Genomic DNA, 23,591 nt, shown 5'->3' on the forward strand with positions numbered 1-23,591 from the left:
CATTTCTCCCTTGGCCCGGTCGTTGCCAGATATGGTGATTAGAGCGCAGCGACGCAGTGACGGGCGCCGTGGTCAAGCAGTCCTTGATAGGCCCGAGTGACCGCATCGACAAAAGCACCCTGTTGCGGCAGTTCCGGGCCAAAGATGGCCTCAATGGCCAGCAACGGTTTGACCACGTTGCAACTGAGGCCGTGCTCTGCATAGATCGCCTGGAAGCGGGGTAGCAGGGGATCCCTGACATCGATCACCTCACCGTTTTCTCCCTCACCGCTGACATAACGCATCCATCCGGCGATGCCCAATGCCAGATGCCGGTAATCACTGCCGTTCTTCAGATGGAAGAGGACGGAGTCGACCATGCGTTGTGGCAGCTTTTGACTGCCATCCATGGCGATTTGCCAGGTCTGGTGTTTGAGCGAGGGGTTGGTGAAACGGGTGATCAGTTGTTGGGCATAGCCCTCGAGATTAGTTCCAACAGGCATGTTCAGGGTTGGCGCCTGTTCATTGAGCATCAGATCAAGTGCTGCCTGGCGGTAGGCCGGATTGGTCATGGTGTCTGCGATATGGGCATAGCCGCCGAGGTAGCCGAGATAGGCGAGAAATGAGTGGCTGCCGTTCAGCATGCGCAATTTCATCTCTTCAAAGGGCACGACATTGCTGACAAATTCGGCACCGGCCAGATCCCAGTTTGGTCGGCCATTGACGAAATTATCTTCAATCACCCATTGCCGGAATGGCTCGCAGGCAATACCACAGGGGTCAGCCACACCAATTGCCTGCTCAATCTCGGCCAGCGTCTCCGGGGTGGCTGCAGGTACGATGCGGTCGACCATGGTGCAAGGGAAGGTGACCTGCTCACGGATCCAGGATGCCAGCTCTCCATCGAGCAGTTCGGCAAATCCCAGAATGGACTGACGTGCAACATGACCATTTTCCTGCACGTTGTCGCAAGACATGACTGTAAAGGGGGGGAGGCAACGCTCTTTGCGCAGGCGCAGGGCGGCAACGATGCAGCCGATGGCGGAAGTGGGGGCATCAGGGTGCTGCAAGTCGTGCTGGATCAACGGATTCTGAGGGTTGAACTGCCCGGTGGCAGGGTCTGCACAATAGCCTTTTTCAGTGATCGTCATGGATACAATGGCGACTTGCGGTTCTGCCATCTTCTCGAGGATGGCGGACATGCCGTCAAAGGTGGGGTGCAGTGACTCCACCACAGAACCAATCACTTTGGGCTGTACGCTCTCGGCACCCTTCTCCAGCACGGTGTAGAGGTGGTCTTGTGCTCTGAGCGATCGGATCAGCTCCTCTCCACCGAACAGGTTGACCTCGCAGATCCCCCAGTCTCCGCCATGTTTAGCCAGCATTTCGTGCGTGATCAGTGCCTGATGTGCTCGATGGAATGCGCCGAAGCCAAGGTGGACGATCCGGCTTTTTAGTTCACCACGTAGATACATAGTGTTTAATTTTTTTGTATGAAGCTCACAGCTAGCAATATTCATTGGTATGTTATCCTTGTTGCTCAGTAGCCAAGCAAGATCTGAGGGAGCCACAAGCTAAGTTGCGGGATATATGTGACCAACATCAGTGAGATGAACATGGCCGCGTAAAAAGGCAGTAATGGTTTGATTACTCGGTCAATAGATATATTTGCAACCGAGCAGCCTACGAAAAGTGCACTTCCGACTGGAGGGGTACAGATCCCTATCGCCAGATTAAAGGTCATCATTACGCCAAAGTGGACGGGATCAATTCCTAGATCTAGCGCAATAGGTAGAAATATTGGTGTAAAGATGAGGACTGCGGGAGTCATATCCATAAAAATTCCCACAATCAGCAAGATGATATTTATTATCAATAAAAGTACCAAGGGGTTATCAGAAACTGCCAATAACGCATCCGAAATCATATAGGGGATGTCAGCATTAGCCATTGCCCAAGACATTCCCATGGATGCACCGACTAGCAATAGTACAATCGAGGTTGTAATCGCAGATTCGAGCACTATTTTTGGTAACTGTTTGAATGATACCTCTCGGTATATTAATACAGCCAAGACTAACGTGTATATAACTGCGATGGCGGATGCTTCTGTCGCAGTAAATATTCCACCAATAATTCCACCCATAATAAGTATGACGAGTAGTAACGAAGGCAGTGCTTTAACTGTAGTATCCCATATTTGGGAACAACTTGGTTTTGGGGAAACTGGATAGCCTCTACGTTTGGCGATAATACCTGCAACGATCATTAGGCTCAATCCCATTAATATCCCTGGGATATAGCCAGCCAAGAATAATGCTGCAATAGAAGTCCCCCCAGATACTAAAGAAAAAACAATTAGGGTGTTACTGGGAGGAATCAGTAAACCGCTTGGACAAGAGCTTATATTGGCGGCTGCAGAAAATGCAGGGTCATATCCCTCTTTTTTCTGCATCGGTGCCATAGTGCCACCAACGGCGGCAGCAGAAGCAACAGCAGAACCTGAAATAGCACCAAAAAGCATATTGGCCATTATGTTCACATGTGCCAGTGAACCTGGTAAGCGACCCCCAAGAACTTTCGCTAGGTTGATTAGTCGTGCAGCGATACCTCCCTGATTCATGATATTACCAGCTAAAATAAAGAATGGGATCGCTAATAGAGCAAAGTTATCCATTCCCACAGCCATTCGTTGCGCAACGACTGTGATTGCCGTATCAAGTGGTAATGCCATTGCGATGGTAAGTAATGAAGACAATCCGATTGCAAATGAAACCGGAAGACCAATAAACAATAATATTCCAAAACTTCCAAACAAAGTGAGAATGACTTGCCAGTCCATAAATTACACCTTAATCCTGATTAACATTGTTCGGGAACAACATCGAAACTATTTTGCTTTTTTGTCACAAGTAAAAGCATGAAGTGTATTGAGTAAATCACCATCAAGATGCCGGTGATGGGGAGGCAGAAATATACATACCCCATTTCGATACCGAGAGCTGGTGTTAACTGGCCTGCGGCTAAGGTTTGGATAGTTAGAACTGAACCGCCATAGATAAGTACAATAACCGCAAAGGCAGTGATCGCTATTTGAATGAAGAGCTCTGCCAAAATCTTTCGTTTACCACTTAGCTTCATGACGAGCAAGTCAATTGCTAGATGTCTTTTTTGTCCTGTGGTATAGGCCGCCCCTATCATTGCGACCCACATGAACAAATAGCGAGATAGCTCATCTGTTATGGTACTAGGGGTGGCAAAGATGTAGCGTGACAACACTTGCCACACGACACACACAACTAAAAAGACAGACAAGCAAATTGTAAATATTGCGAGCGTCTGATTTAGATGAAAGATAAATTTTTTCATTACTTATCAGTCCTTTTTGGGGGGGGATCTCCAGAATTGGTTGACCAGAGATTCCATTAAGTCGGTGTCAGTATAGGGAAGCGACTATTTACGTACTAGTGATAGCGGTCACATATGAACAGGTCGACCAAATTGTTCGCTAGTATTGTGATCTTGGTCGACCAATTTGGCTTTTCCCTTTGACTTGGCACGAGGTAAGGGGACATCATCGCTTCCGATAAACCTGAAACCCACTATTTGGTCAACCAGTCAGAGATGCGAGCAAACACAGGTTTGCTCTCTGGCTAATCGGAGAGTCACCTATGAATGCTGCTAAAACGTTGCTCGGTACTGTGATTGGAGCTCTGCTCTTGTTTGGGCCATCACAAGCTATGGCTGTGACCACTTTGAAATTGAGTCACAACCATAACCGTGATCATGCTGTGCACAAGGCAATGTCTGATATGGCAAAAGAGGTTCGCGAAAAAACCAGCGGAGAGGTGGTGATCCGAATTTATCCAGATGCTCAGTTAGGGTCGCAACGTGAATCGATGGAGCTGATGCAAAATGGTGCCCTTGACATGGTCAAGAGCAATGCAGCTGAGCTTGAGTCTTTCGGGGCTGCTTATTCGGTATTTAATCTGCCATATCTGTTTCGAGATAAAGAGCATCTATTCAAGGTCGAAGAGGGAGATATTGGTCGTGAAATACTGAATTCTACAAAGGCATCAGGTTTCGTTGGCTTGACATATTATGATGCTGGTGCTCGTAGCCTATATGCCAAGAAACCGATCACTTCGCCAAGCGACCTGAAGGGCATGAAGATAAGGGTTCAGCCTAGTCCATCAGCCATTGCTATGGTAAAGGCCTTGGGCGGAAATCCAACCCCCTTGGCGTATGGTGAGTTGTACACTGCATTGCAGCAAGGTGTTGTTGATGCGGCAGAAAACAACATCCCATCATTTAGCTTGAGCCGTCACAGTGAAGTTGCAAAATTTTTCAGCCTTGATGAACACACAATGGTACCTGATGTGCTGGTTGTTTCGACAAAGACACTAGATAAATTGACTCCAGAGCAGCAACAAGTTTTATATAAGGCTGCTGCTAACTCTTCTGAGTTGATGAAAAAACTATGGATACAGTCAGAGGAAAAGGAACGAGCTGTTGCAGAAAAAGCTGGGGTAATTTTTAGCAATGTGGATAAAGCACCTTTCGTGCAGGCTGTTCAGCCAATATATGCTGAAATACAGAAAAACGATCCTGAATTAGATGTGATGGTGGAGCGAATTAAAAACGAAAAATGATCATGAGTGGGGATGGGTACGTTCCAGCCATCCCTTACTCGAACAATTGGTTGACCAGTTTGTTACGGTTGCTATGATAGCTACTATCACATCTATTATTGCTGGGCTTTATTCTGATGACTATTGAAATCAAACGACCATATCAAGAGGTTGGGCAGTTTCTCCGTAATCAATTGTTGGATGAACAATACCAGGTTGGTGATCGTCTACCACCAGAACGTGACATTGCTGAGCAACTTGGCGTTGGTAGAACGGTGGTTAGAGAAGCATTGATCATGTTGGAGTTGGAAAATTTGGTTGAGGTCCGTAAAGGTTCTGGTGTCTATGTTATCCAGTTGCCGCAGCCAAAAAATAATGAATCTCTAAATGTGCCTCAAAGTATCGCTGGTCCATTTGAGATGTTACAAGCAAGACAATTATTAGAAAGTAATATCGCTGAGTTTGCTGCTTTGCAGGCTACACCTCATGACATATCTAAAATGCGCAAAGCGTTGGAGATAGAGCGGCAAGATTTGATTTCAGGTGAAGGGGAGGAAGGTGATCATATATTTCATCTAGCTATTGCCGAGGCCACTCAAAATAGTGTGTTAGTTGAGTTGTTTAAACAGTCGTGGGATATTCGTGAAACCAATTCCATGTGGAAAAAACTGCATGCAAGAATTACCGATTTGACATATCGACAAGAGTGGTTTGTCGATCATCAAGCAATCCTATCGGCTATGATAAAAAAAGATCCGGAAGCAGCTAAAAAAGCAATGTGGCAGCATCTTGAGAACGTAAAAAACAGATTGATGGAGCTTTCTGATAGTGATGACCCAAACTTTGATGGGTATCTATTCAGCTCTTATCCAGTATTTCCATCAAAAAGATATGACATTTCATAGTAAATGAATGTTTGAGTTTTTTGATGGTGTATCTAGCTTTTTATTAAAAGTAAATCGAGTTGCCACATATAAAATTATAGGTGAGTATATGGAACAAACATGGCGCTGGTATGGGCCTAATGACCCGGTAACCTTGAATGATATCAAACAGGCGGGGGCAACTGGCATTGTGACTGCCCTGCATCATATACCAAATGGTCAGATCTGGAATAAAGACGAGATACTCGCTCGCAAAGCATTAATTGAAGAAAAAGGCTTAACCTGGTCGGTAGTTGAAAGTGTACCTGTACATGAAGAGATCAAGACACATTCTGGCCAGTATCAGCAATGGATAGACAACTATAAAGAGTCGATCCGTAATCTGGCCGCCTGTGGTATTGATACTATCTGTTATAACTTCATGCCAGTGCTGGACTGGACCCGAACCGATCTGGAATACGAGATGCCGGACGGCTCCCGAGCCCTGCGTTTTGACCATATTGCGTTTGCCGCCTTTGAGCTCTACATCCTCAAGCGCCCGGGTGCCTTGCAGGAATATTCACCGGAAGAGCAGCAACAGGCATTCAGCTACTTTAATGAAATGAGCCAGGAGCAAATAGAGACTCTGACCCGGAATATCATTGCCGGCTTACCTGGTGCTGAAGAGGGTTATACCCTGGAGGCATTTCAGGCGCAGTTGGATAAATACAAGGATATCGACAAAGACCGTTTGCGGGAGCACATGGCCTATTTTCTCGATGAAATCGTACCTGTGTGTGAAGAGTCAGGCGTCCGTTTAGCTGTCCATCCGGATGATCCTCCCCGCCCGATCCTGGGGTTGCCGCGTATCGTCTCTACCATTGAGGATATCGCATGGCTGGTTAACCGAATTCCCAGTCAGGCCAATGGTATTACCATGTGTACCGGCTCTTATGGTGTGCGTGGGGATAATGATCTGGTTGATATGATCAAGCGTTATGGGAATCGTATTTACTTCACCCATTTGCGTTCAACCAAGCGGGAAGATAATCCGAAGACATTCCACGAAGCGGCTCACCTTGATGGTGATGTCGACATGTATAATGTGGTATTGGAAATTGTACGTGAAGAGCAACGGCGACTGAAAGATGGTGATAATAGACTTATCCCCATGCGGCCAGATCATGGTCATCAGATGATTGATGACCTGAAGAAGAAAACAAATCCAGGATACTCATGTATTGGTCGTCTTAAAGGGCTGGCTGAAGTGAGGGGATTAGAAATGGGTATAACCAAGGCCTTTTTCTCAAATAACTGACAATTATCGTGTCTGGTTGAATAGAAGACAGGAGGCTATCGAGCCTCCTTTCTTCTATCCGGAAATCCTTGATTGCCAGCCAAAAGATTGCGCCCCGGATCAGCTCTTGTTAGCCTGTGCGGCTCTGATAGAGGAGTGAACGATGAGCAAGGTACTTGATGAGCTGCTGGCGTTGCTGGCGCTGGAAAAAATCGAGGAGGGCCTGTTTCGGGGCCAGAGCCAGGATCTCGGTCTGCGGGCCGTGTTTGGCGGACAGGTAATGGGGCAGGCCTTGTCAGCCGCCAAGCAGACGGTCGAGACCGGCCGTCAGGTTCACAGTTTTCACTCCTACTTCCTGCGTCCGGGGGATGTGACCCGTCCCATCGTCTATGACGTGGAGAATATCCGTGACGGCCAGACCGTCTCTACCCGCCGGGTCAAGGCGATTCAGGGCGGCAAGCCCATCTTCTATCTCAACGCCTCGTTTCAGGTGCCGGCCGATGGTTTCGAGCATCAGGCGCAGATGCCGACCGGCATCACTCCGCCGGAGGAGCTCAAGAGCGAGCTGGAGCTGGTGCGCCCCTACGAGAACCTGATCCCGGCCTCCCTGCGCGACAAGATCCTCTGCGAGCAGCCCATCGAGATGCGCCCGGTGACCCTGGTCGACCCTATTCGGCCGACGGTGCAGGATCCGGTGCGTCACGTCTGGTTCAAGGCCAACGGCCAGATGCCGGACGATCTGCGGGTGCACAAATACCTGCTGGCCTACGCCTCCGACTTCAACTTCCTGCTCACCTCGCTGCAGCCGCACGGGGTGTCGTACTGGGAACCGGATATGCAGGTGGCGACCATCGATCACTCCATGTGGTTCCACCGGGATTTTCGCTTCGACGACTGGCTGCTCTACGTGGTAGACAGCCCGAGCGCCAGCAGCGGTCGCGGTTTGGTGCGCGGCCAGTTCTTTACCCGTGACGGGGTGCTGGTGGCGAGCACCATGCAGGAGGGGGTGATCCGTCGTCGCGGCAGTTAAGGCGCAAAGCGGATAGCAAAACGGGGTGGCACTGGCCACCCCGTTTTCGTTGCTGCGATGTGCGCGGGCGCTGCGGGATCAGCCGCCGCGCTGGTACTTGAAGCGCTTCTTGCGCCGGTAGGGATAGACATCCTCGAACACCCCCACCTTGATGTTGCTCTGCAGCATCTTCCAGTAGTTGGCGTCGAACATCTCCTTGTGCAGCTGCAGCATGATCTCCCGCACCTGCGGTTTTTGCAGCAGGAAGGTGGCGAACTCCTCGGGGAAGATGTCGTTGGGGGCGACCGAGTACCAAGGCTCGGCGCTCCACTCATCCTCGGGGTAGCGGGGCGGCGGGATCTGGCGGAAGTTGCACTCCGTCATGTAGCAGATCTCGTCGTAGTCGTAGAAGACCACCCGGCCGTGGCGGGTGACGCCAAAGTTCTTGAACAGCATGTCCCCCGGGAAGATGTTGGCCGCCGCCAGCTGCTTGATGGCGTTGCCGTACTCCTCCAGCGCGAGGCGGGTCTGCTGCTCATCCGCCTTGTCCAGATAGAGGTTGAGGGGGATCATCTTGCGCTCGGTATAGAGGTGCTTGATCACCAGCTTGTCGTCGCTGATGGTGAGCGCCGAGGGTGCCACCGTCTTGAGCTCGGCAAGGAGTTCGGGCGAGATGCGATCCAGCGGAAACTCGAAGTTGGTGAACTCCTGGGTATCGGCCATCCGGCCAACCCGATCGTGCTGTTTTACCAGCCGGTATTTTGCCTTCACCTGCTCGTGGCTCACATCCTTGGGCGGCGTGAACTCGTCTTTTATCACCTTGAACACCACATCGTAGGAGGGGAGGGTAAACACGCTCATCACCATCCCCTTGATGCCCGGCGCAATGATGAACTGATCTCGGCTCTGGGCCAGATGGTGGCGGTAGTGGCGATAGAGCTCGGTCTTGCCATGCTTCTGGCAACCGATGGCGTTGTAGATCTCGTAATCGGGCTTGTGGGGCATGATCTGGCGTAGGAAGGCGACAAACAGCGCCGGTTCACGGGCATAGACCATAAAGTAGGCACGGGCGAAGCCAAAGACGATGGAGGCGAGATCCGGCTCGAAGATCACCGTGTCCACATAGATGCTGTGGCCGGTGCTGAGCAGGGGCAGGATAAAGGGGAATACCTGATCTTTTACCCGGATCAGTCCCACCAGATAGGCCCCCTTGTTGCGGTAGAACACCTCTTTGAGCAGCTCGATGGCAAACGGCTCATCATGGAGGATTTGCGGGCCGTTCTCGGCAAGATGGCGGTGGATGTCGACAATATCCCGCTGCTTGTCCTCGTAGGGGAGGGTGAAGCTGTAATCCCCCAAAAGCTGGCTCAGGGTCTGCGGTAGGTGGGCGAGATCGGTGCGATAGACCCGCAGCAGGGCGCTTAAATCCGGTTTTTCGCCACGGCTGACAAAGGGGTGGATATAGAGGTTTTCGTCGCGGATATTGCGATGGCGAAAGATCCGGCGATAGACGGAGTTGAAGAAGGACTCCGCCACCTCGAAGTTGTCACAACGGGGTAACAGGTCGCTGAAGGCGCTTTTGACCCGCTTGAGCAGCTCCTGGGTGGCGTGGTGCTCCCCCATCATCTGGCGGATGGAGCTGGCGGTGGCCCCTACATGGTGGTCATAGAGGCGAATTCGCTCGCGCCCGGCGAGCTGCACCCCCAGCCAGTCACTGTTCTCGAAGCGGCTCTTGCTGCCCTGGGTTATCTCGAGAAACCGGCTGTAAAACGACTCGAAGCGTTGCAGGATAGTCTCGGCGACGGCCTGTTCCAATGGCTGCTGCATCTCTCTCTTCCTTGTGATCTGTCGGGCCGATAGCGCGAAGGATTGGGTGTAATTTGTTCACACGTCTGGCCACTATCGCAACATTCAAACGTCTGTTCAAGTGGCAATTTTCGGGGATAAACGGTAGATTGCGCCCCTGTTTTGGTGATGGTTTAGCGACTGTTTGCTGTCTGTTTGAGAGGCCGTCCGGCCTGTGAGGAAACCCGATGAAGCTCTATTTTGTCCTGGTGGCACCTGCCCGACCTGCGAACGTGGGGGCAGCTGCCCGCGCCATGAAAACCATGGGATTCGATGCCATGCGACTGGTGGCTAGCCGGGTACACGAAGAGGAGGAGGCGAGCTGGGTGGCCCACGGCGCTCAGGAGATCCTGACTCAGGCCGAAGCGTTCGAGACTTTGCCCGAGGCGCTGGCCGACATGGATCTGGTGATCGCCACCACCGCCCGTGAGCGCGGTCGCTACCAGCACTACCTCACGCCGGGGGAGATCCGCGAGCAGATCCGCAGCAAGCCTTCCCTCGACAAGGTCGCCATCGTCTTTGGCTGTGAGGAGTCGGGGCTATCCAACGAGCAGCTGGCCGAGGTCGATCTCATCAGCTATCTGCCCCTCAAGGTGAGCTACCCGTCCCTCAATCTGGGGCAGGCGATCATGCTCTACGCCTACGAGATGAGTCAGCTGATGGATGAGCTGAACGCCGACGGCGCCGCTGCGGTAGCAGAAAATTTTGATAACGCCGGGCAGGTTCGGGTGCTGAAAAGCAAAACAGCAGAATTGCTGGGTGAACTCGGGGTTTCGCAGGATGAAAAACTGCATCAATGGGTGATGGACCGGATACCCATGCTGCCGCAGCGGGATTTGAACATGCTCCACCTGCTCTGCAAAGACCTTGCGCGCAAACTTGGCAAAGAGGTTTAAGTTGACAGCCCATCGCCAGCCGCGGTATTGCTAAAAGCCAGCTTCGTCAACGAGTGTTCGTCATGCAGTTATTCACCAACGTCATCACCACCACCATTATTACCGGTACCACCACAGGTGGCACTGGGGCCGGTTGATGCGCTGACGAACAAGCACAGAAATCAGAAAAGGCCCGTACCCACCCAGTACGGGCCTTTTTGTTGGATTGGTTTTTAGATTGAATTTCATAGATTTACAGGGAGAGAAAGCGATGAGAGTGTTGAAATTTGGCGGGTCTTCACTGGCCGATGCAGAACGTTTTTTACGGGTGGCCGATATCGCGGTCAACACCCACGGCCAATCTCAGGTAGCCCTGGTGCTCTCTGCACCTGCCAAGGTGACCAATCATCTGGTGGCGCTGGTGGAACAGACCAGTCGCGGCATGGATGCCAGTTCCACCCTGTTTGAAGTCAACGGCATCTTCTCCCGCCTGCTGGCCGGGTTGAAGGTGGCCTATCCGGCGCTCGATGACAAGGCGCTGCTGGCCCGTCTCACCGCCGAGCTGGATCAGGTTGAGCGGCTGATGCAGGGCATTCGTCTGCTGGGCCTCTGCCCGGACAACGTGCAGGCGCGCATTCTGAGCCGTGGCGAGAACCTCTCCATCGCCTTTATGCACGAACTGCTGCGGGTACGCGGTCTGGATCTGGAGCTGATCGTACCGGAAGAGCTGCTGGTCACCGACGGCGGTTATCTGGAAGCCCATGTCGATATCGAAGCCTCCCGCCTGCGCTTTGCCGCTAAGGGGCTGCGTAGCGACTGTCTTTACCTGATGCCGGGCTTTACCGGTGGCAGCGACAAGGGCGAGACCGTGCTGCTGGGCCGTAACGGTTCCGACTACTCCGCCGCCGTACTGGCTGCCTGTGTCGATGCCGAGTGCTGCGAGATCTGGACTGACGTCGAGGGTTGCTACAGCTGTGACCCCCGTCTGGTGCCGGATGCCTACCTGCTGAAAACCCTCTCCTACAAGGAGGCGATGGAGCTCTCCTACTTCGGCGCCAAGGTGCTGCACCCGAAAACCATCGCGCCGGTGGCCCAGTTCCACATTCCCTGCCTCATCAAGAACAGCTTCAACCCGCAGGGGCCGGGCACCCTGATCGGCCCCGAGAGCGGCGACGATGACCTGAAAGTGAAGGCCATCTCGGATCTCTCCGGCATGTGCATGTTCAATGTCTCCGGCCCCGGCATGAAGGGGATGGTCGGCATGGCCGGTCGCATCTTCTCCGCCGTCTCCCGCGCCGGGGTCAGTATCGTGCTGATCACCCAATCCTCTTCCGAGTACAGCGTCAGCTTCTGTATCCACAGTTACGACCAGGATAAGACTCGCAAGGTGCTGGAGCGCGAGTTCGAGCTCGAATTCAAAAACCAGCTGCTGGAGCCGCTGGATATCATCAGCGATCTGGCGATCATCTCCCTCATCGGTGACGGCATGCGCACCAGCAAGGGGATGGCAGCCCGCTTTTTCACCTCGCTGGCGCAAGCCTCCATCAATATCGTCGCCATTGCACAGGGGTCGAGCGAGCGTTCCATCTCTGCGGTGGTGCGGGATCGCAAGGTGGCGGAAGCGATCAAGGCGTGTCACCAGAACTTCTTTGGCAGCCAGCAGTTTATCGATCTCTTTGTGGTCGGTGTCGGCGGCGTCGGTGCCGCGCTGGTGGATCAGATTGCCCGCCAGCAACCGGTTCTGGCCGAGCAGGGCACTGGCCTGCGGGTGGTCGGCATCGCCAACAGCCGCCAGATGGCGGTCAACAAGGATGGCCTGAACCTCGCCAACTGGCGCGAACAGCTGGTGGAAGCCCGTGACAGCTTCTCGCTGGAAGGGGTGAAAAAGCTGGTGGAAGATAGCCACATCATCAACCCGGTGATCGTCGACTGCACCTCCTCCGAGGCGGTGGCCGTCCAGTATGCCGACTTCCTCGCCGCCGGTTTCCATGTGGTCACTCCGAACAAGAAGGCCAACACCGGCTCGCTCGATTACTACAAGGCGCTGCGTCGCACTGCCCGCCAGACTCGCCGCAAGTTCCTGTACGAGACCAACGTCGGCGCCGGTCTGCCGGTTATCGAGAACCTGCAGAACCTCATCAAGGCCGGTGACAAGCTGCGCGCCTTCGACGGCATTCTCTCCGGCTCCCTCTCCTTTATCTTCGGCAAGCTGGATGAGGGGATGGCCTTCTCCGAGGCGACCAAGATCGCCCGTGGCAACGGCTTTACCGAGCCGGATCCCCGCGATGATCTCAACGGCATGGATGTGGCGCGCAAGCTGCTCATTCTGGCTCGTGAGGCTGGCATGGCGCTGGAGCTCTCCGATGTCGAGGTAGAGCAGGCGCTGCCACCCGGCTTTGATGTGAGCGGCGACGTGGAAGCCTTTATGGCCCGCCTGCCCGAAGCCGACGGCTGGTTCCGCGACCAGTTCGCCGCCGCCCAGCGTGAAGGCAAGGTGCTGCGCTATGTGGGCTCCATCGAGGGTGGCAAGTGCAAGGTGGCCATCAAGGCGGTCGGTGGCGATGAGCCGCTGTTCAAGGTCAAAGACGGGGAGAACGCGCTCGCCTTCTTCTCCACCTACTACCAGCCGATCCCGCTGGTGCTGCGTGGCTATGGCGCCGGTACCGAAGTGACTGCGGCGGGCGTCTTTGCCGACGTGCTGCGCACCCAGAACTGGAAGCAGGAGTTGTAAGCATGAGTTCAGACATGTACCAGAGCAGTAGCGTGGTCGCCTACGCGCCTGCCTCCAGCGCCAACCTGAGCGTGGGATTCGATGTACTGGGGGCGGCGCTCGCCCCCGTGGATGGCTCCCTGCTCGGTGATCGGGTGCAGGTAAAAGCGGCTGACGTGCCGTTTGCCCTCTCATCCGTGGGCCGCTACGCCCACAAGCTGCCGGACGATCCGAAAAAGAATATCCTCCATGACTGCTGGGTCGCCTATGGCGAGGCGCTTGAGAAGCGCGGCCTTAAACTCAAGCAGCTCGAAATGGTGCTGGAGAAGAACCTGCCGGTGGGCTCGGGGCTGGGTTCCAGCGCCTGCAGCGTGGTGGCGGCCCTTGAAGGGCTCAACGCCTTTCACGGCGCGCCGCTCGACGAGCACGACATGCTGCTGCTGATGGGGGAGATGGAAGGCAAGATCTCCGGCTCCGTTCACTACGACAACGTGGCCCCCTGTTATCTGGGCGGCATGCAGCTGGTGCTGGAAGAGCACGGCGTTATCAGCCAGGGTATTCCGGTGTTCGATCAGTGGTACTGGGTGGTCTGCTACCCGGGTACAGTGGTCTCGACCGCCGCCGCCCGCGCCATCTTGCCGGCCCAATATCGCCGTCAGGATTGCCTCACCTACGGTCGTCGGCTGGCTGCCTTTGTCCACGCCAGCTACACCGGACAGGAGGGGCTGGCCGCCAGCGTCTTGAAAGACGTGATTGCCGAGCCCTACCGCGCGGCGCTGATCGAAGGCTTTGCCGAGGTGCGGGCGCAGGCGGCCCAGAACGGGGCGCTGGCTACCGGCATCTCCGGCTCCGGCCCCACCGTGTTTGTGGTGATGAAGGATCTGGCGCAGGCCGAGCGGATGAAGGATTGGATGGAAGCACATTTCGTGCAGAACGAAGATGGATTTGCCCGGGTCTGCAAACTGGACATGGCCGGGGCACGGGTAACAGGAAGCGAGCTATGAATCTCTACAACATCAAGGACAACAGCGAACAGGTGAGCTTCGCGCAGGCGGTGCGTCAGGGCTTGGGTCGCGAACAGGGGCTCTTCTTCCCCGAACAACTCGAGCCGCTCGCCGATGTGGATGCTCTGCTCGATCTGCCGCTGGCCGAGCGCTCTGCCCGCATCCTGAGCCACCTGCTGGGGGACGAAGTGCCCGCCGCCAAGGTGAGCGAGCTTGTCAACGCCGCCTTCACCTTCCCGGCGCCGCTGGTGAAACTCAAGGATGGCACCTATGCCCTCGAGCTGTTCCACGGCCCGACCCTGGCGTTCAAGGATTTCGGCGGCCGCTTTATGGCCCAGTGCCTCGCGGCGTTTCGCACCAACGACAAGATCACTATCCTCACCGCCACCTCCGGTGATACCGGCGCCGCCGTGGCCCACGCCTTCTACGGGCTGGAGGGGATTGAAGTGGTGATCCTCTATCCCAAGGGCAAGATAAGCCCGCTGCAGGAGAAGCTCTTCTGCACTCTTGGCGGCAATATCCGCACCATCGCCATCGACGGTGACTTCGATGCCTGTCAGGCGCTGGTAAAACAGGCCTTTGACGACGAGGCGCTGAAAAAGGCCATTGGCCTCAACTCCGCCAACTCCATCAATATCAGCCGTCTGTTGGCACAGGTTTGCTACTACTTCGAAGCGGTGGCCCAGCTGCCCAAAGCTGACCGCGCCAAGGTGGTGATCAGCGTGCCGTCCGGCAACTTTGGTAACCTCACCGCAGGCTTGATTGCCAAGGCGCTGGGGCTGCCGGTGAAGCGCTTTATCGCCGCCACCAACGCCAACGATACCGTGCCGCGCTATCTGAAAACCGGTCAGTGGGAGCCGCACCAGACAGTGGCCACCCTGTCGAACGCCATGGATGTCAGCCGCCCCAACAACTGGCCACGAGTAGAGGAGCTGTGCCGCCGCAAGGGCTGGGCGCTGGAGACCCTGGGGTCAGGCATGCGTGACGACGCCCAGACCCGTGATGCCCTGAAACGGCTGCATCAGCTGGATTACCTCTGCGAACCCCACGGCGCCATTGCCTGGGATCTGCTGGGTGAACAGCTGGCCGAGGAAGAAGTGGGGGTGTTCCTCTGCACCGCCCATCCCGCCAAGTTCAAGGAGTCGGTAGACGAGATCCTGCATCTCGATGTGCCGCTACCCGGCCCTTTGGCCAAGCACGCCGAGCTGCCGCTGCTCTCTGTCAATTTGCCAGCGGAGTTTGCCCAGCTAAGGGCGTTTTTGGTGGGATAAGCCGCCGAGCTGAGATAACCGATAGAAATAAAAATCCCCCAGTGATGGGGGATTTTTATTTCTTAGGAATGAAGGATTAAAACCTATCTGCTGATAGTGTTAACTCAACAGTTATCTGTATAGATGGATGTCTTACGTTTATATATAGAATGTTAAAATTAACTGGGGCTGTAAGTGATAAAAATGAAGTTTTCTCATTTTTATAAAAAGGAACTGGGTTGAATATGGAGTCTGGTGATAACTAGGACTTTACATACTCAGATTGTAAACTTAATGAAGGTTGGGGCTGTTATTGAGAATGTCGCATTATTAATTTTAGGTGTTATTCTTTTGCGTTGATTTTTTTGTTAGTTCTCTATAATCATCTATGTTTAACTTTTCTTTATCTATGACAAAGTCAATCCCAAGAAACTTTAAAAGTTGATTGTTGTCGTCAAATTTTATACCCCATCTTTTTTGGAAGAAATTAGCCATTTTTATACCGCGCTCTAGTATTTCAATTGCTGTCCAATTCTCTTTGAGAGCAACTTCATTTTCAGAGTAGCAACCAAAAGCAAATCCTACAGTGTCATTTTCTCTACTTTTTTTCTCTTCAAAACATTTATTGCTTAAGCTAGAGTTTTTAGGTTTTGATAAAGGGACTAAGTTGCCAAGGCTGTTTTTAAGCTGGGCTCTTTGTTTTTGATTATAATGATTGTATTTAGTCGACCAACATTGTCTTCTGGCTGTTTGTGGATATATATGTTCAACGGATATATAGTCAAACTCATCTTCATCTTTGAAATGTTGCCAGTTTAATTTGACTCGCTTGGTTTTTGATTTTCCTCTAAGTTCTTCCTCATATTCATATAAAAAGTATCTTATCCCTTCCCAATGATAAAAACCATGCATGTTAAACTTTTTAGTCATGCTTTGCGTTAATGTTTTGCTATTTACTGAGCTGGACCACATGGCATGTAAATCATTAAAAACTTTGTCTTTATCATACGCGCCACTGGCTAAGTTTATCGATAGTCTGAGAAATTCATCGTCATTCCAATCCAAGGTCCATCGATACTCCACTAATGTGTTAACAAACAACATATTTTCTATGTTATTTAAAAGCTTTACTCTGTCGCTAGTATCTTTAACTTTCTCATAAAAGACTAAAATCAGTATCATGAATATTTCGTCTTCAGCGTTTCTTTCTATTCTATATATCCTTTCAAGTATAACTATTTCATTTTGACTGAAGTTGCTAAGCGTTGGGTTTAATATGTCAAACCAAGTTTGCACAGAAGATTTTATACTCTTTACATAATCATAAATAACACTGACATCAATATTTAGGTTGAAGGAGTTATCATTGTTGTTGCCATCATCTAAGGATAAGTCTAAGTTTCTGATGGTGAATAAGTTATCAAGCAAGTAACTTTGATATAGTCCTCTTAAATTTCTATGATGGTATCTAAATCTATGTTCACTATCATTTAAAACTTTCTCACCGAAATAATAGAAAAAGTGATTAAGCAAAAACGTATCATCATCAAGGCGTCTATCCTTGTTTTTGCCAAGAAAATGATAAACAGATTTCCATGCTTCATTTATTGAAAATCTTAATTTATTACTATCATTTTCATCACAACGCAGTTTTGTTGAAAGAAAAATAAGCCTATTTTTTAGAAGCTCGAGTATTGAAAGTTGTTTCCCTCTATTATTCATGGTTTCAAAGGTTATATATACATCAATGTCATCCGACATTGAGTAAATATTAAATAGGAAGTGCTGGGTTACTTTTTTAAAAACATCCTCTATCTCTGTGAATGGTAGTTTTTCAAGCCGTTCCTTGAAGAATGATTTTGCATTAAAAAGATTTTGAGTGTAAATAGTATCTTGTGCTCGGCTATCGATGTCAGTTTGTTCTTGGAATATATTAACCTTTAAAAATTCATAGCTAGGATTGTCTTTTTCGTATCCGAAAATATAAGATCGTGAAATGCCATCATCTTTCGAGTCAAAAATAAATCTTTTTTTGATTTCATCATTAGTAGAGTAGTTTAACTTCTTTCCTGAATGATTTGTCTCCAAGATAGCTTGAATCAGGAGGATTGATGTTGTGAGTCTTTGTTGTCCGTCAACAATATAATATGGGGCGAAACTTTTAGATTTTATTATCCATAAATCTTCAGACCAGTTAGAGTATATGGATTCGTTTACATCCTCTAATGTTAAAACGCCTACATAATGATTCTTACCATGCTCTAATTGTCTTAAATCATTCCAAAAGTCTTTTAATTGTTTCTTAGACCAAGCATAGCCTCGCTGGTAGTCTGGGATCCGAAATAATCTATCTGTGAATATTTTGTTTATATTAAGCAGGTCATTTTTCATCTTGCACCTAAATTTAAAGTTTTGTGCACTCATGTCACACATTGTGGGATGTTTGTATCACGTATGTTAGGCTAACCCCGTAGGTTGGTGCTGAACGAAGTGAAGCCCAACGTTTACCGTGAAAGCTAAAATTTATTTGGTTGTTGATTTTGATATGATCAAAATTTATCTTGTTTGGAAAGTCATATATCACGTTTGTTGGGCTTCGCTGCGCTCAGCGCCAACCTACAACACATTCCGAGCCGATTATTCCCGACCCGAGTCACTATTAATGGCCCAATCTGGCGTTATCCATCCTGCGGCGATATGGCGATGAATTGACGAGTAAGGCCAATCGACAGGTTTGGCACAATAACCATGTTTGACCGGATTGAAATGGATGTAATCGACATGGGCTTGCAGATCCTTGTCATCCCGGATCAGATGCTCCCAATAACGGCGTTGCCAGATACCGCGTTCCCGTTTTCTGACTCGACTCTCCCGTATCCGCTCTGTTTTGGCGAGATTTCGTGAAAAGCCTGCCTTGATCAGAGACCAGCGCATGGGATAGTCACTGTCATCCGGTGGTAGTTGCCAGATGGCATGGAGATGATCCGGCATCACCACCATGGCAATGATCTCGAAGGGGTGTTGTTGTTTGACGTTGCGGATCACTTCACGCAAAAGGTCGATATGACGTACCAGTAGATCCTGCTTGCGATCAGCTAGGTTGACGGTGAAGAACCAACATGCCCCGCTGGTTGTTGCTCGGCGATAGCGCATGGTTCTCCTTTCCGGTGTCGGGGGTGAAATATCCGGTCTGTTCGGTTACACGAAATGGGAACCAACTAATCGAAGGCATACGTGTTGGGCTTCGCTGCACTCAGCGCCAACCTACGCAATGCATCAATCACTGTGCAAAACCCACGCTACCGCCCGTGGATTACAGCTTCCAATATGCTCCATTAACCAGCGAGGGTTGCAATCCATCACTGATGAATAGGCACCGGATGGCTATGTTAAGCCAATCGAATCTGGCCACACCAGTCAAAAAATGACGTAAGTGTCAGTAATGACTGATTTTTTGCGCTGGCTCAATAAAAGGGTGTGGGCGGAGGCAGGATTCCCATGACCCTTGATTCTATTTGGGTTGGCGGGTGTGGCGGGAAGGTAGGGGGCAGGCTTGCTGCTGGAGAAGGCTTTACGGGGACAATCCCGCTCAGCCAATCGGCGCTATAGTGCGGGCGATGGTTGCTCTGTGCTCCGCTCCCAAGCTGGCGAGGTGGGGGATCTGCGGCAACAATCAGCTGTTGCAATTACAGCTATTTGCAACACATCGTCATGCAAATATGACCATGCAAACACATCACCAGATAGAGAGGAGATCACCCATGAAGCGTACCATCCTGTTCGGCCTGCTCTGCGGCAGCGTGCTGCTGGCCAATCCGGTCTTTGCCAACGACACTGCCCAGTTACAGTGCGAGGCGCAGGCCGCAGCCAAAAAGCTTAACGGCGCCGCCAAAACCAGCTTTGTCGGCAAGTGTGTGAAAGATGCCGCGGGCGCCGCGACTGGCGAATGCGAGAAGGCGGCCGCCGACAAGAAGCTGGCCGGTGCGGCCAAGAACAGCTTTATCCAGAAGTGCGTGAAGACAGGCGCGGCAGTGGATCCGGCGGCCAAGTGCGAGAAGGCGGCGGCCGACAAGAAGCTGGCTGGCGCGGCCAAGAACAGCTTTGTCCAGAAGTGCGTGAAGGATAGCGCCGCCAAGTAAGGCATTTTCTCATCCGGTGTGTTTGCGGGGGGCCATCAGGCCCCCCGCGCTTTTTATGCGTAGTGAACGCCGTGAAGCCCAAGCGTTGTCGGGAACATTAAACTCGGTTGCTGATCTTCTATGACCGGGCTCCCTATCTGGTTTTGGACATATTATCTCCCGCTTGCTGGGCTTTGCCTTGTTCAGCGTCAACCCATGAATGGTATCCATCACGGTTCACCGCCCACGCGATCGCCGATGGATTACCACTTCCGATTTGAGCCATTAACCCGCGAGGGGGCCACCCATCACTGATAAATAGGCATCGGATGGCTGGCGATAAGCCCCTCTTCAGCGGGAAGAGGGGCCGCAATAGTGCTCCCTGGCGGGCCGAGTTAGCCGAGGCTGGCCCAGGCCAACCGCAGTTTCAGTCCCGGGCCCGAGCTCCAGCCAGTGGTGGAGCTCACCAATTTACCCTGCTTGATGATGAGGAAGCTGGGGGTGACGCTCACCTGCCAGCGGGCGGCAAGGTTGCCATGCTCATCATTGTGGGTCGGGAAGGTCAACCCCTTCCTGGCCATCCCCTGCTGCAACCTGGCTTGGTCGCCGGAGCGCAGCGCCACTGTCAGCACGTTTTCGCCGTCTCGCCATAGCTGCTCCACTGTCGGTGTGGTAACACGGCAGACTGCGCACCAGCTGGCCCAGTAATAGATCAGCAGTGGTCTGTCCCGACTCATTGTCTGCAGGTCGGCCAGAGTGCCATCTTGCAACAGCAGTTGAGGCAGCGGGCTTCCCTCTGGCAGCGCCGGACTGCGCCAGAGGTCCAGCGCCGTCGAAATAATCACCGCCAACAGCAGCAGCCAGAGGGCCTCCTTGCTCCAGCGGCGCAGACGGAGGAGCCGGGATGATGTTGCTGTCATGATTGCCCCTTGATGACCAGTGCGTTTTTGACGTTGCCCCCGAGCGCTATATGAGGGAGATCAGCCGATTGCCGATAATTTCCCCCTTGCGCTGCGGGTATGCCCCGCTCTCCCGGCAGGGTCTGTATGAGCAGGATATATCTCATCTTGTTTCTCCTTGAACAGGGGCGTTCGCAGCGTGCTCCAGAGTGGCCAGCAGAGTTGCACGATCCAGCAGGGGAGAGAGGATCTCGCCACCCGGTAGCCCGGGGCCATAGATTTGGTTGAAAGGAATGGCCACACTGCCGCGTTGGCGCAAGAAGCCGGCGATGCTGTCTGAGGGGCGGCTCCAATCCCCGCGCAAGGCCACCACATCGGGGGCACTCAGTGCTCGTTGCACATCATCGCGCAGCAGCACGTTGAATTTGTTGGCTTTGCAGGTGATGCACCAGTCGGCGGTCACATCGACGAAGACCCGCTTGTGTTGTGCCAGGGCGTCCTGGATGGCCTGCTCCGAGAGTGGCTGCCAGTGGACGGTATCCTGTTGTGGTTTGCCCTCCATGGTGAAGGCGCCGCCGAGCAGCAGGGCGGCGACCAGCAAGCAGCCCAGCGCCAGCCCCAGGGTTACACCGCGAATACCGTGGCGCCATACGACCGCCAGCAGCAGGGCCACCAATATCAGCACCATCAGGATCACAACCCTGTTATGGCCGATATGGTTGCCAAGCAGGCTGAGCAGCCAGAGGCTGGAGCCCAGCATCATCAGGCCGAGCAGGATGCGCAGGCGCCCCATCCAGCGTCCCGGTTTTGGCAGCCAAAGCGCGAGACGGGGCAGGGCGGCGATGAGCAGCCATGGCAGGCTCATGCCAATCCCCAGTGCGGTAAAGACAAGCCAGAGTTGACCGGATGGTGCCCCGAGCGCAAAGGCGACTGCGGTGCCAAGGAAAGGGGCGGAGCAGGGTGTTGCCAGCAGAGTGGCAAAGCAGCCCTGCAGAAAGTGACCGGCCATGCCGTTGCCACCCGCGGTTGCCAGGCGGGTGTTGACATTGCTCGATAACCTGATCTCGAACAGCCCCAGCAGGTTGGCACAGAACAGCAAGGTCACCACGCCCATGAAGCCGATAAACCAGACGCTCTGGAACTGGATACCCCAGCCGACGGCCCCCTGGGTGGCGCGCAGCAGGGTGCTCATCAGTGCCAGCGCCCAAAAGGAGACCAGGATACCAGCGCTTGCCGCCAGGAACTGCAAGCGAACCGGGCGACGCTCACGGGTCTCCAGCTGCAGTACTGATCCCAGCTTGAGGGCCAGCACCGGCAACACACAGGGCATCAGGTTGAGAATAAGCCCCCCAAGCAGTGCTGCCCCCAGGATCCAGCGCAGCGAGTGGCCACCAGCGGGTAGTGGCAGGGGATCACCTATGGTGACCTGGCTCTGCCAGGCTTCGTCACCGTTGACCAGTACCACGCCCAGTTGCTGATGACGGATATCCGGTGCATCCCCTTGCCAGCCATCGCTGACCGGAATGCGGGCAATCAGGGTATTGCCCTGCACCTCCAGGCTGGGCTCGCCAAACTCGACCCCCTCCAGCTGCTGGAGGAAAATCTGCGGAGCCCGCCACCCCTCTTGCTGCTTAGCGCTCAGCTGTAGCCGGTTTTGCTGGTAGCCGGCCTGGAGGTTTACGCTCTTGGGCATGGCTTGAGGCAGCTTGCTCATCGCCTGTGCATAGGCAAGGTCGAATCCGTCCGGTGCCGTACCATCCAGAGCAAGGGCAAAAGGGTAGTCGGTCAGGATGCAGACGTTACTGCAGGTTGAAAGGCGTAACGTGCCGGTCAGCGCCTTGCGGTTGCCATGGCCAAGGCTGATGGGAAAGGTTACGGCCTGCTGATACCCCTGGGTCGACATGCCGCTGACCGCGAATCGCTCTGGCACTGGCCAGTGCCATTGTTGAGTGAGTTGGGGATCATCCCAGAGAATTTCAGGGGCAATTCCCCCTTCACCCGGGTTTTGCCAATAGGTTTTCCAGCCGGACTCGAGTGCCAGACTGAGCAGCACCCGGGGCTGTGCCGGATCCCGGCTATCTGCTTGCAGCCGGATTTGTGCGTGATCGTTGCGGGGGCTGGTGAGCCAGCCGGTATCGCTGGCCAATCCGATGGATTGCCACAGCAGGCTGCCCAGCAAGAGGGCAGTCTTGAAGATGTTTGACATGGTGTTGTCTCTTGAAAATGAAAGTCAGGGTGGTTTAAGCCGCGACTGACTCATTCTCGCCAGACACAAAGGGTGAGATGAAGCCGCCGTTCTGGCGGAGAGATATTTCTGGGTGGGGGGAGGGGGGGCGAGCAACGGGACAGTGGTGCCAGCAGGGCGATCAGGAATGCGATGGCAAAGAAGAGCTGTTCGGCGCATTGCACGCTGGCGGCACTGAGCCACTTGCCGTTGAGCTGGCAACTGCCGGGTTGCGGCGTTGCTGCGCGGCCATCCTCATCGACATCGACATCGATGGCGGAGGATGGGACGGTCAGCATATGGCAGCCCGCGGCTATCTCCAGCTGAGCCAGCCTGGTCAGCGGCTGGAGTGCACAATTGAGCAGCAGAATGCAGACCAGCAGCAGGAGTCTTGTCGCCACGCGTTGTCGCAAAATCATGTTGCTCCTGCACTCTTGGAATGGGGCACATCCTATCGATCAATGACAGCCCGGGCAAGCCGGTCGGATGAAGCCCCGTTTCTTGCAACCGGTGAGTCGCCACGTTTGCCCTCGTAGCTGGCCGAGTACCGAGCGTGCTGGCCAGATCAGTCTGCCAATGCTTCGGACAAGGGGGGAGTCGTTCAGCTGCCAATCGCCGATAATGCCCCGCGCATTCCGGCGGTCAGGGCCAACAGCCCCCTCGAGCCCTGAATGGAAATGGGTATATGGGATCCATGCCGCGACGAGGAAGGCCGGGTTGGAAATGGTTCATTTGGTGCAAGATCATCTCTTTAGGTCGTCAAAAATTGAAACCGTTTTCAGAAATCCTTTTCAACTGTGATCCGCTTCAAAGCTTTTTCGGGCGCCAACCTCTAGCATTGGCTCCACGAATTAGGGGCTAGCGCTCCCGATTTTCCCGCTGTGGGA

The 23,591-nt window shown here is 53.1% G+C and carries 18 protein-coding genes; 9 read left to right on the forward strand and 9 right to left on the reverse strand.

The window, feature by feature from the left end:
* Positions 1–38 precede the first annotated feature (38 nt).
* From I6L44_RS02565 to I6L44_RS02575, 3 genes are read right to left on the reverse strand one after another with little or no spacing between them, the layout of a single operon-like run.
* Positions 39–1,499, reverse strand: coding sequence for a fructuronate reductase (locus I6L44_RS02565; protein WP_254204253.1), 1,461 nt, complete (start codon positions 1,497–1,499; stop codon positions 39–41).
* A 20-nt stretch (positions 1,500–1,519) separates the two neighbouring features.
* Positions 1,520–2,821: a TRAP transporter large permease gene (locus I6L44_RS02570; protein WP_216953203.1), complete on the reverse strand. Its 1,302-nt coding sequence runs from the start codon at positions 2,819–2,821 to the stop codon at positions 1,520–1,522.
* A 20-nt stretch (positions 2,822–2,841) separates the two neighbouring features.
* Positions 2,842–3,348: a TRAP transporter small permease gene (locus I6L44_RS02575; protein ID WP_216953204.1), complete on the reverse strand. Its 507-nt coding sequence runs from the start codon at positions 3,346–3,348 to the stop codon at positions 2,842–2,844.
* A 302-nt stretch (positions 3,349–3,650) separates the two neighbouring features.
* Between I6L44_RS02575 and I6L44_RS02580 the strand changes: the two genes are divergently transcribed.
* The 4 genes from I6L44_RS02580 to tesB all read left to right on the forward strand — a co-directional run bounded on the left by I6L44_RS02580 (position 3,651) and on the right by tesB (position 7,800).
* Positions 3,651–4,631, forward strand: coding sequence for a TRAP transporter substrate-binding protein (locus I6L44_RS02580; protein WP_216953205.1), 981 nt, complete (start codon positions 3,651–3,653; stop codon positions 4,629–4,631).
* Positions 4,632–4,747: 116 nt separating this feature from the next.
* On the forward strand, positions 4,748–5,515 hold the full coding sequence (locus tag I6L44_RS02585) for an FCD domain-containing protein (RefSeq protein WP_216953206.1): 768 nt from the start codon (positions 4,748–4,750) through the stop codon (positions 5,513–5,515).
* 7 nt (positions 5,516–5,522) lie between these two features.
* Positions 5,523–6,791 (forward strand): mannonate dehydratase, encoded by a 1,269-nt coding sequence (gene uxuA / locus I6L44_RS02590; RefSeq protein ID WP_254204254.1) that lies wholly within the window; start codon positions 5,523–5,525, stop codon positions 6,789–6,791.
* Positions 6,792–6,933: 142 nt separating this feature from the next.
* Entirely contained in the window at positions 6,934–7,800 is an 867-nt protein-coding gene (gene tesB, locus I6L44_RS02595) for an acyl-CoA thioesterase II (RefSeq protein WP_005338122.1), read from the forward strand.
* Between the two features lie 78 nt (positions 7,801–7,878).
* Here the strand turns inward: tesB and aceK are convergent, their stop codons facing one another.
* Complete coding sequence (gene aceK, locus I6L44_RS02600) at positions 7,879–9,606, reverse strand: bifunctional isocitrate dehydrogenase kinase/phosphatase (protein ID WP_204477452.1); 1,728 nt, start codon at positions 9,604–9,606, stop codon at positions 7,879–7,881.
* Positions 9,607–9,812: 206 nt separating this feature from the next.
* On the opposite strand from aceK, the gene I6L44_RS02605 reads away from it, so the two are divergent.
* The 4 genes from I6L44_RS02605 (at position 9,813) to thrC (ending at position 15,484) form a co-directional block, all read left to right on the forward strand.
* Positions 9,813–10,520, forward strand: coding sequence for a tRNA/rRNA methyltransferase (locus tag I6L44_RS02605; RefSeq protein ID WP_216953207.1), 708 nt, complete (start codon positions 9,813–9,815; stop codon positions 10,518–10,520).
* A 250-nt stretch (positions 10,521–10,770) separates the two neighbouring features.
* The gene (gene thrA, locus I6L44_RS02610; RefSeq protein WP_216953208.1) at positions 10,771–13,230 is read left to right on the forward strand and encodes a bifunctional aspartate kinase/homoserine dehydrogenase I; all 2,460 of its coding nucleotides are present in this window, start codon (positions 10,771–10,773) and stop codon (positions 13,228–13,230) included.
* A 2-nt stretch (positions 13,231–13,232) separates the two neighbouring features.
* Complete coding sequence (gene thrB / locus I6L44_RS02615) at positions 13,233–14,213, forward strand: homoserine kinase (protein WP_216953209.1); 981 nt, start codon at positions 13,233–13,235, stop codon at positions 14,211–14,213.
* On the forward strand, positions 14,210–15,484 hold the full coding sequence (gene thrC / locus I6L44_RS02620) for a threonine synthase (protein WP_216953210.1): 1,275 nt from the start codon (positions 14,210–14,212) through the stop codon (positions 15,482–15,484). Before thrB ends, thrC begins: the two co-directional genes overlap by 4 nt.
* A gap of 315 nt (positions 15,485–15,799) precedes the next feature.
* Here thrC and I6L44_RS02625 read toward each other — a convergent pair whose 3' ends face one another.
* Together I6L44_RS02625 and I6L44_RS02630 are read right to left on the reverse strand one after the other, a co-directional pair.
* Complete coding sequence (locus I6L44_RS02625; RefSeq protein ID WP_216953211.1) at positions 15,800–17,854, reverse strand: DUF262 domain-containing protein; 2,055 nt, start codon at positions 17,852–17,854, stop codon at positions 15,800–15,802.
* Between the two features lie 246 nt (positions 17,855–18,100).
* Complete coding sequence (locus I6L44_RS02630) at positions 18,101–18,616, reverse strand: transposase (RefSeq protein ID WP_216953212.1); 516 nt, start codon at positions 18,614–18,616, stop codon at positions 18,101–18,103.
* Between the two features lie 608 nt (positions 18,617–19,224).
* Between I6L44_RS02630 and I6L44_RS02635 the strand changes: the two genes are divergently transcribed.
* Positions 19,225–19,602, forward strand: coding sequence for a hypothetical protein (locus I6L44_RS02635; RefSeq protein ID WP_033115842.1), 378 nt, complete (start codon positions 19,225–19,227; stop codon positions 19,600–19,602).
* Between the two features lie 374 nt (positions 19,603–19,976).
* Here I6L44_RS02635 and I6L44_RS02640 read toward each other — a convergent pair whose 3' ends face one another.
* From I6L44_RS02640 to I6L44_RS02650, 3 genes are all read right to left on the reverse strand, one after another.
* Positions 19,977–20,501 carry a protein disulfide oxidoreductase gene (locus tag I6L44_RS02640; RefSeq protein WP_216953213.1) on the reverse strand — a complete coding sequence of 175 codons (525 nt, stop codon included), beginning with the start codon at positions 20,499–20,501 and terminating at the stop codon, positions 19,977–19,979.
* Positions 20,502–20,643: 142 nt separating this feature from the next.
* Positions 20,644–22,686 (reverse strand): protein-disulfide reductase DsbD, encoded by a 2,043-nt coding sequence (locus tag I6L44_RS02645; protein ID WP_216953214.1) that lies wholly within the window; start codon positions 22,684–22,686, stop codon positions 20,644–20,646.
* Between the two features lie 50 nt (positions 22,687–22,736).
* Positions 22,737–23,123, reverse strand: coding sequence for a hypothetical protein (locus I6L44_RS02650; protein WP_216953215.1), 387 nt, complete (start codon positions 23,121–23,123; stop codon positions 22,737–22,739).
* Positions 23,124–23,591 lie beyond the last annotated feature (468 nt).

This window comes from Aeromonas sp. FDAARGOS 1414 (genome assembly GCF_019047065.1).
Taxonomy (GTDB): Bacteria; Pseudomonadota; Gammaproteobacteria; order Enterobacterales; family Aeromonadaceae; genus Aeromonas; species Aeromonas veronii_A.

Bases quoted from the DNA above. Each gene is read 5' to 3' on its own strand.
- I6L44_RS02565 (WP_254204253.1), bottom strand. From the start codon at position 1,499: ATGAATATTGCTAGCTGTGAGCTTCATACAAAAAAATTAAACACTATG.
- I6L44_RS02570 (WP_216953203.1), bottom strand. From the start codon at position 2,821: ATGGACTGGCAAGTCATTCTCACTTTGTTTGGAAGTTTTGGAATATTA.
- I6L44_RS02575 (WP_216953204.1), bottom strand. From the start codon at position 3,348: ATGAAAAAATTTATCTTTCATCTAAATCAGACGCTCGCAATATTTACA.
- I6L44_RS02580 (WP_216953205.1), top strand. From the start codon at position 3,651: ATGAATGCTGCTAAAACGTTGCTCGGTACTGTGATTGGAGCTCTGCTC.
- I6L44_RS02585 (WP_216953206.1), top strand. From the start codon at position 4,748: ATGACTATTGAAATCAAACGACCATATCAAGAGGTTGGGCAGTTTCTC.
- uxuA (WP_254204254.1), top strand. From the start codon at position 5,523: ATGTTTGAGTTTTTTGATGGTGTATCTAGCTTTTTATTAAAAGTAAAT.
- tesB (WP_005338122.1), top strand. From the start codon at position 6,934: ATGAGCAAGGTACTTGATGAGCTGCTGGCGTTGCTGGCGCTGGAAAAA.
- aceK (WP_204477452.1), bottom strand. From the start codon at position 9,606: ATGCAGCAGCCATTGGAACAGGCCGTCGCCGAGACTATCCTGCAACGC.
- I6L44_RS02605 (WP_216953207.1), top strand. From the start codon at position 9,813: ATGAAGCTCTATTTTGTCCTGGTGGCACCTGCCCGACCTGCGAACGTG.
- thrA (WP_216953208.1), top strand. From the start codon at position 10,771: ATGAGAGTGTTGAAATTTGGCGGGTCTTCACTGGCCGATGCAGAACGT.
- thrB (WP_216953209.1), top strand. From the start codon at position 13,233: ATGAGTTCAGACATGTACCAGAGCAGTAGCGTGGTCGCCTACGCGCCT.
- thrC (WP_216953210.1), top strand. From the start codon at position 14,210: ATGAATCTCTACAACATCAAGGACAACAGCGAACAGGTGAGCTTCGCG.
- I6L44_RS02625 (WP_216953211.1), bottom strand. From the start codon at position 17,854: ATGAAAAATGACCTGCTTAATATAAACAAAATATTCACAGATAGATTA.
- I6L44_RS02630 (WP_216953212.1), bottom strand. From the start codon at position 18,616: ATGCGCTATCGCCGAGCAACAACCAGCGGGGCATGTTGGTTCTTCACC.
- I6L44_RS02635 (WP_033115842.1), top strand. From the start codon at position 19,225: ATGAAGCGTACCATCCTGTTCGGCCTGCTCTGCGGCAGCGTGCTGCTG.
- I6L44_RS02640 (WP_216953213.1), bottom strand. From the start codon at position 20,501: ATGACAGCAACATCATCCCGGCTCCTCCGTCTGCGCCGCTGGAGCAAG.
- I6L44_RS02645 (WP_216953214.1), bottom strand. From the start codon at position 22,686: ATGTCAAACATCTTCAAGACTGCCCTCTTGCTGGGCAGCCTGCTGTGG.
- I6L44_RS02650 (WP_216953215.1), bottom strand. From the start codon at position 23,123: ATGATTTTGCGACAACGCGTGGCGACAAGACTCCTGCTGCTGGTCTGC.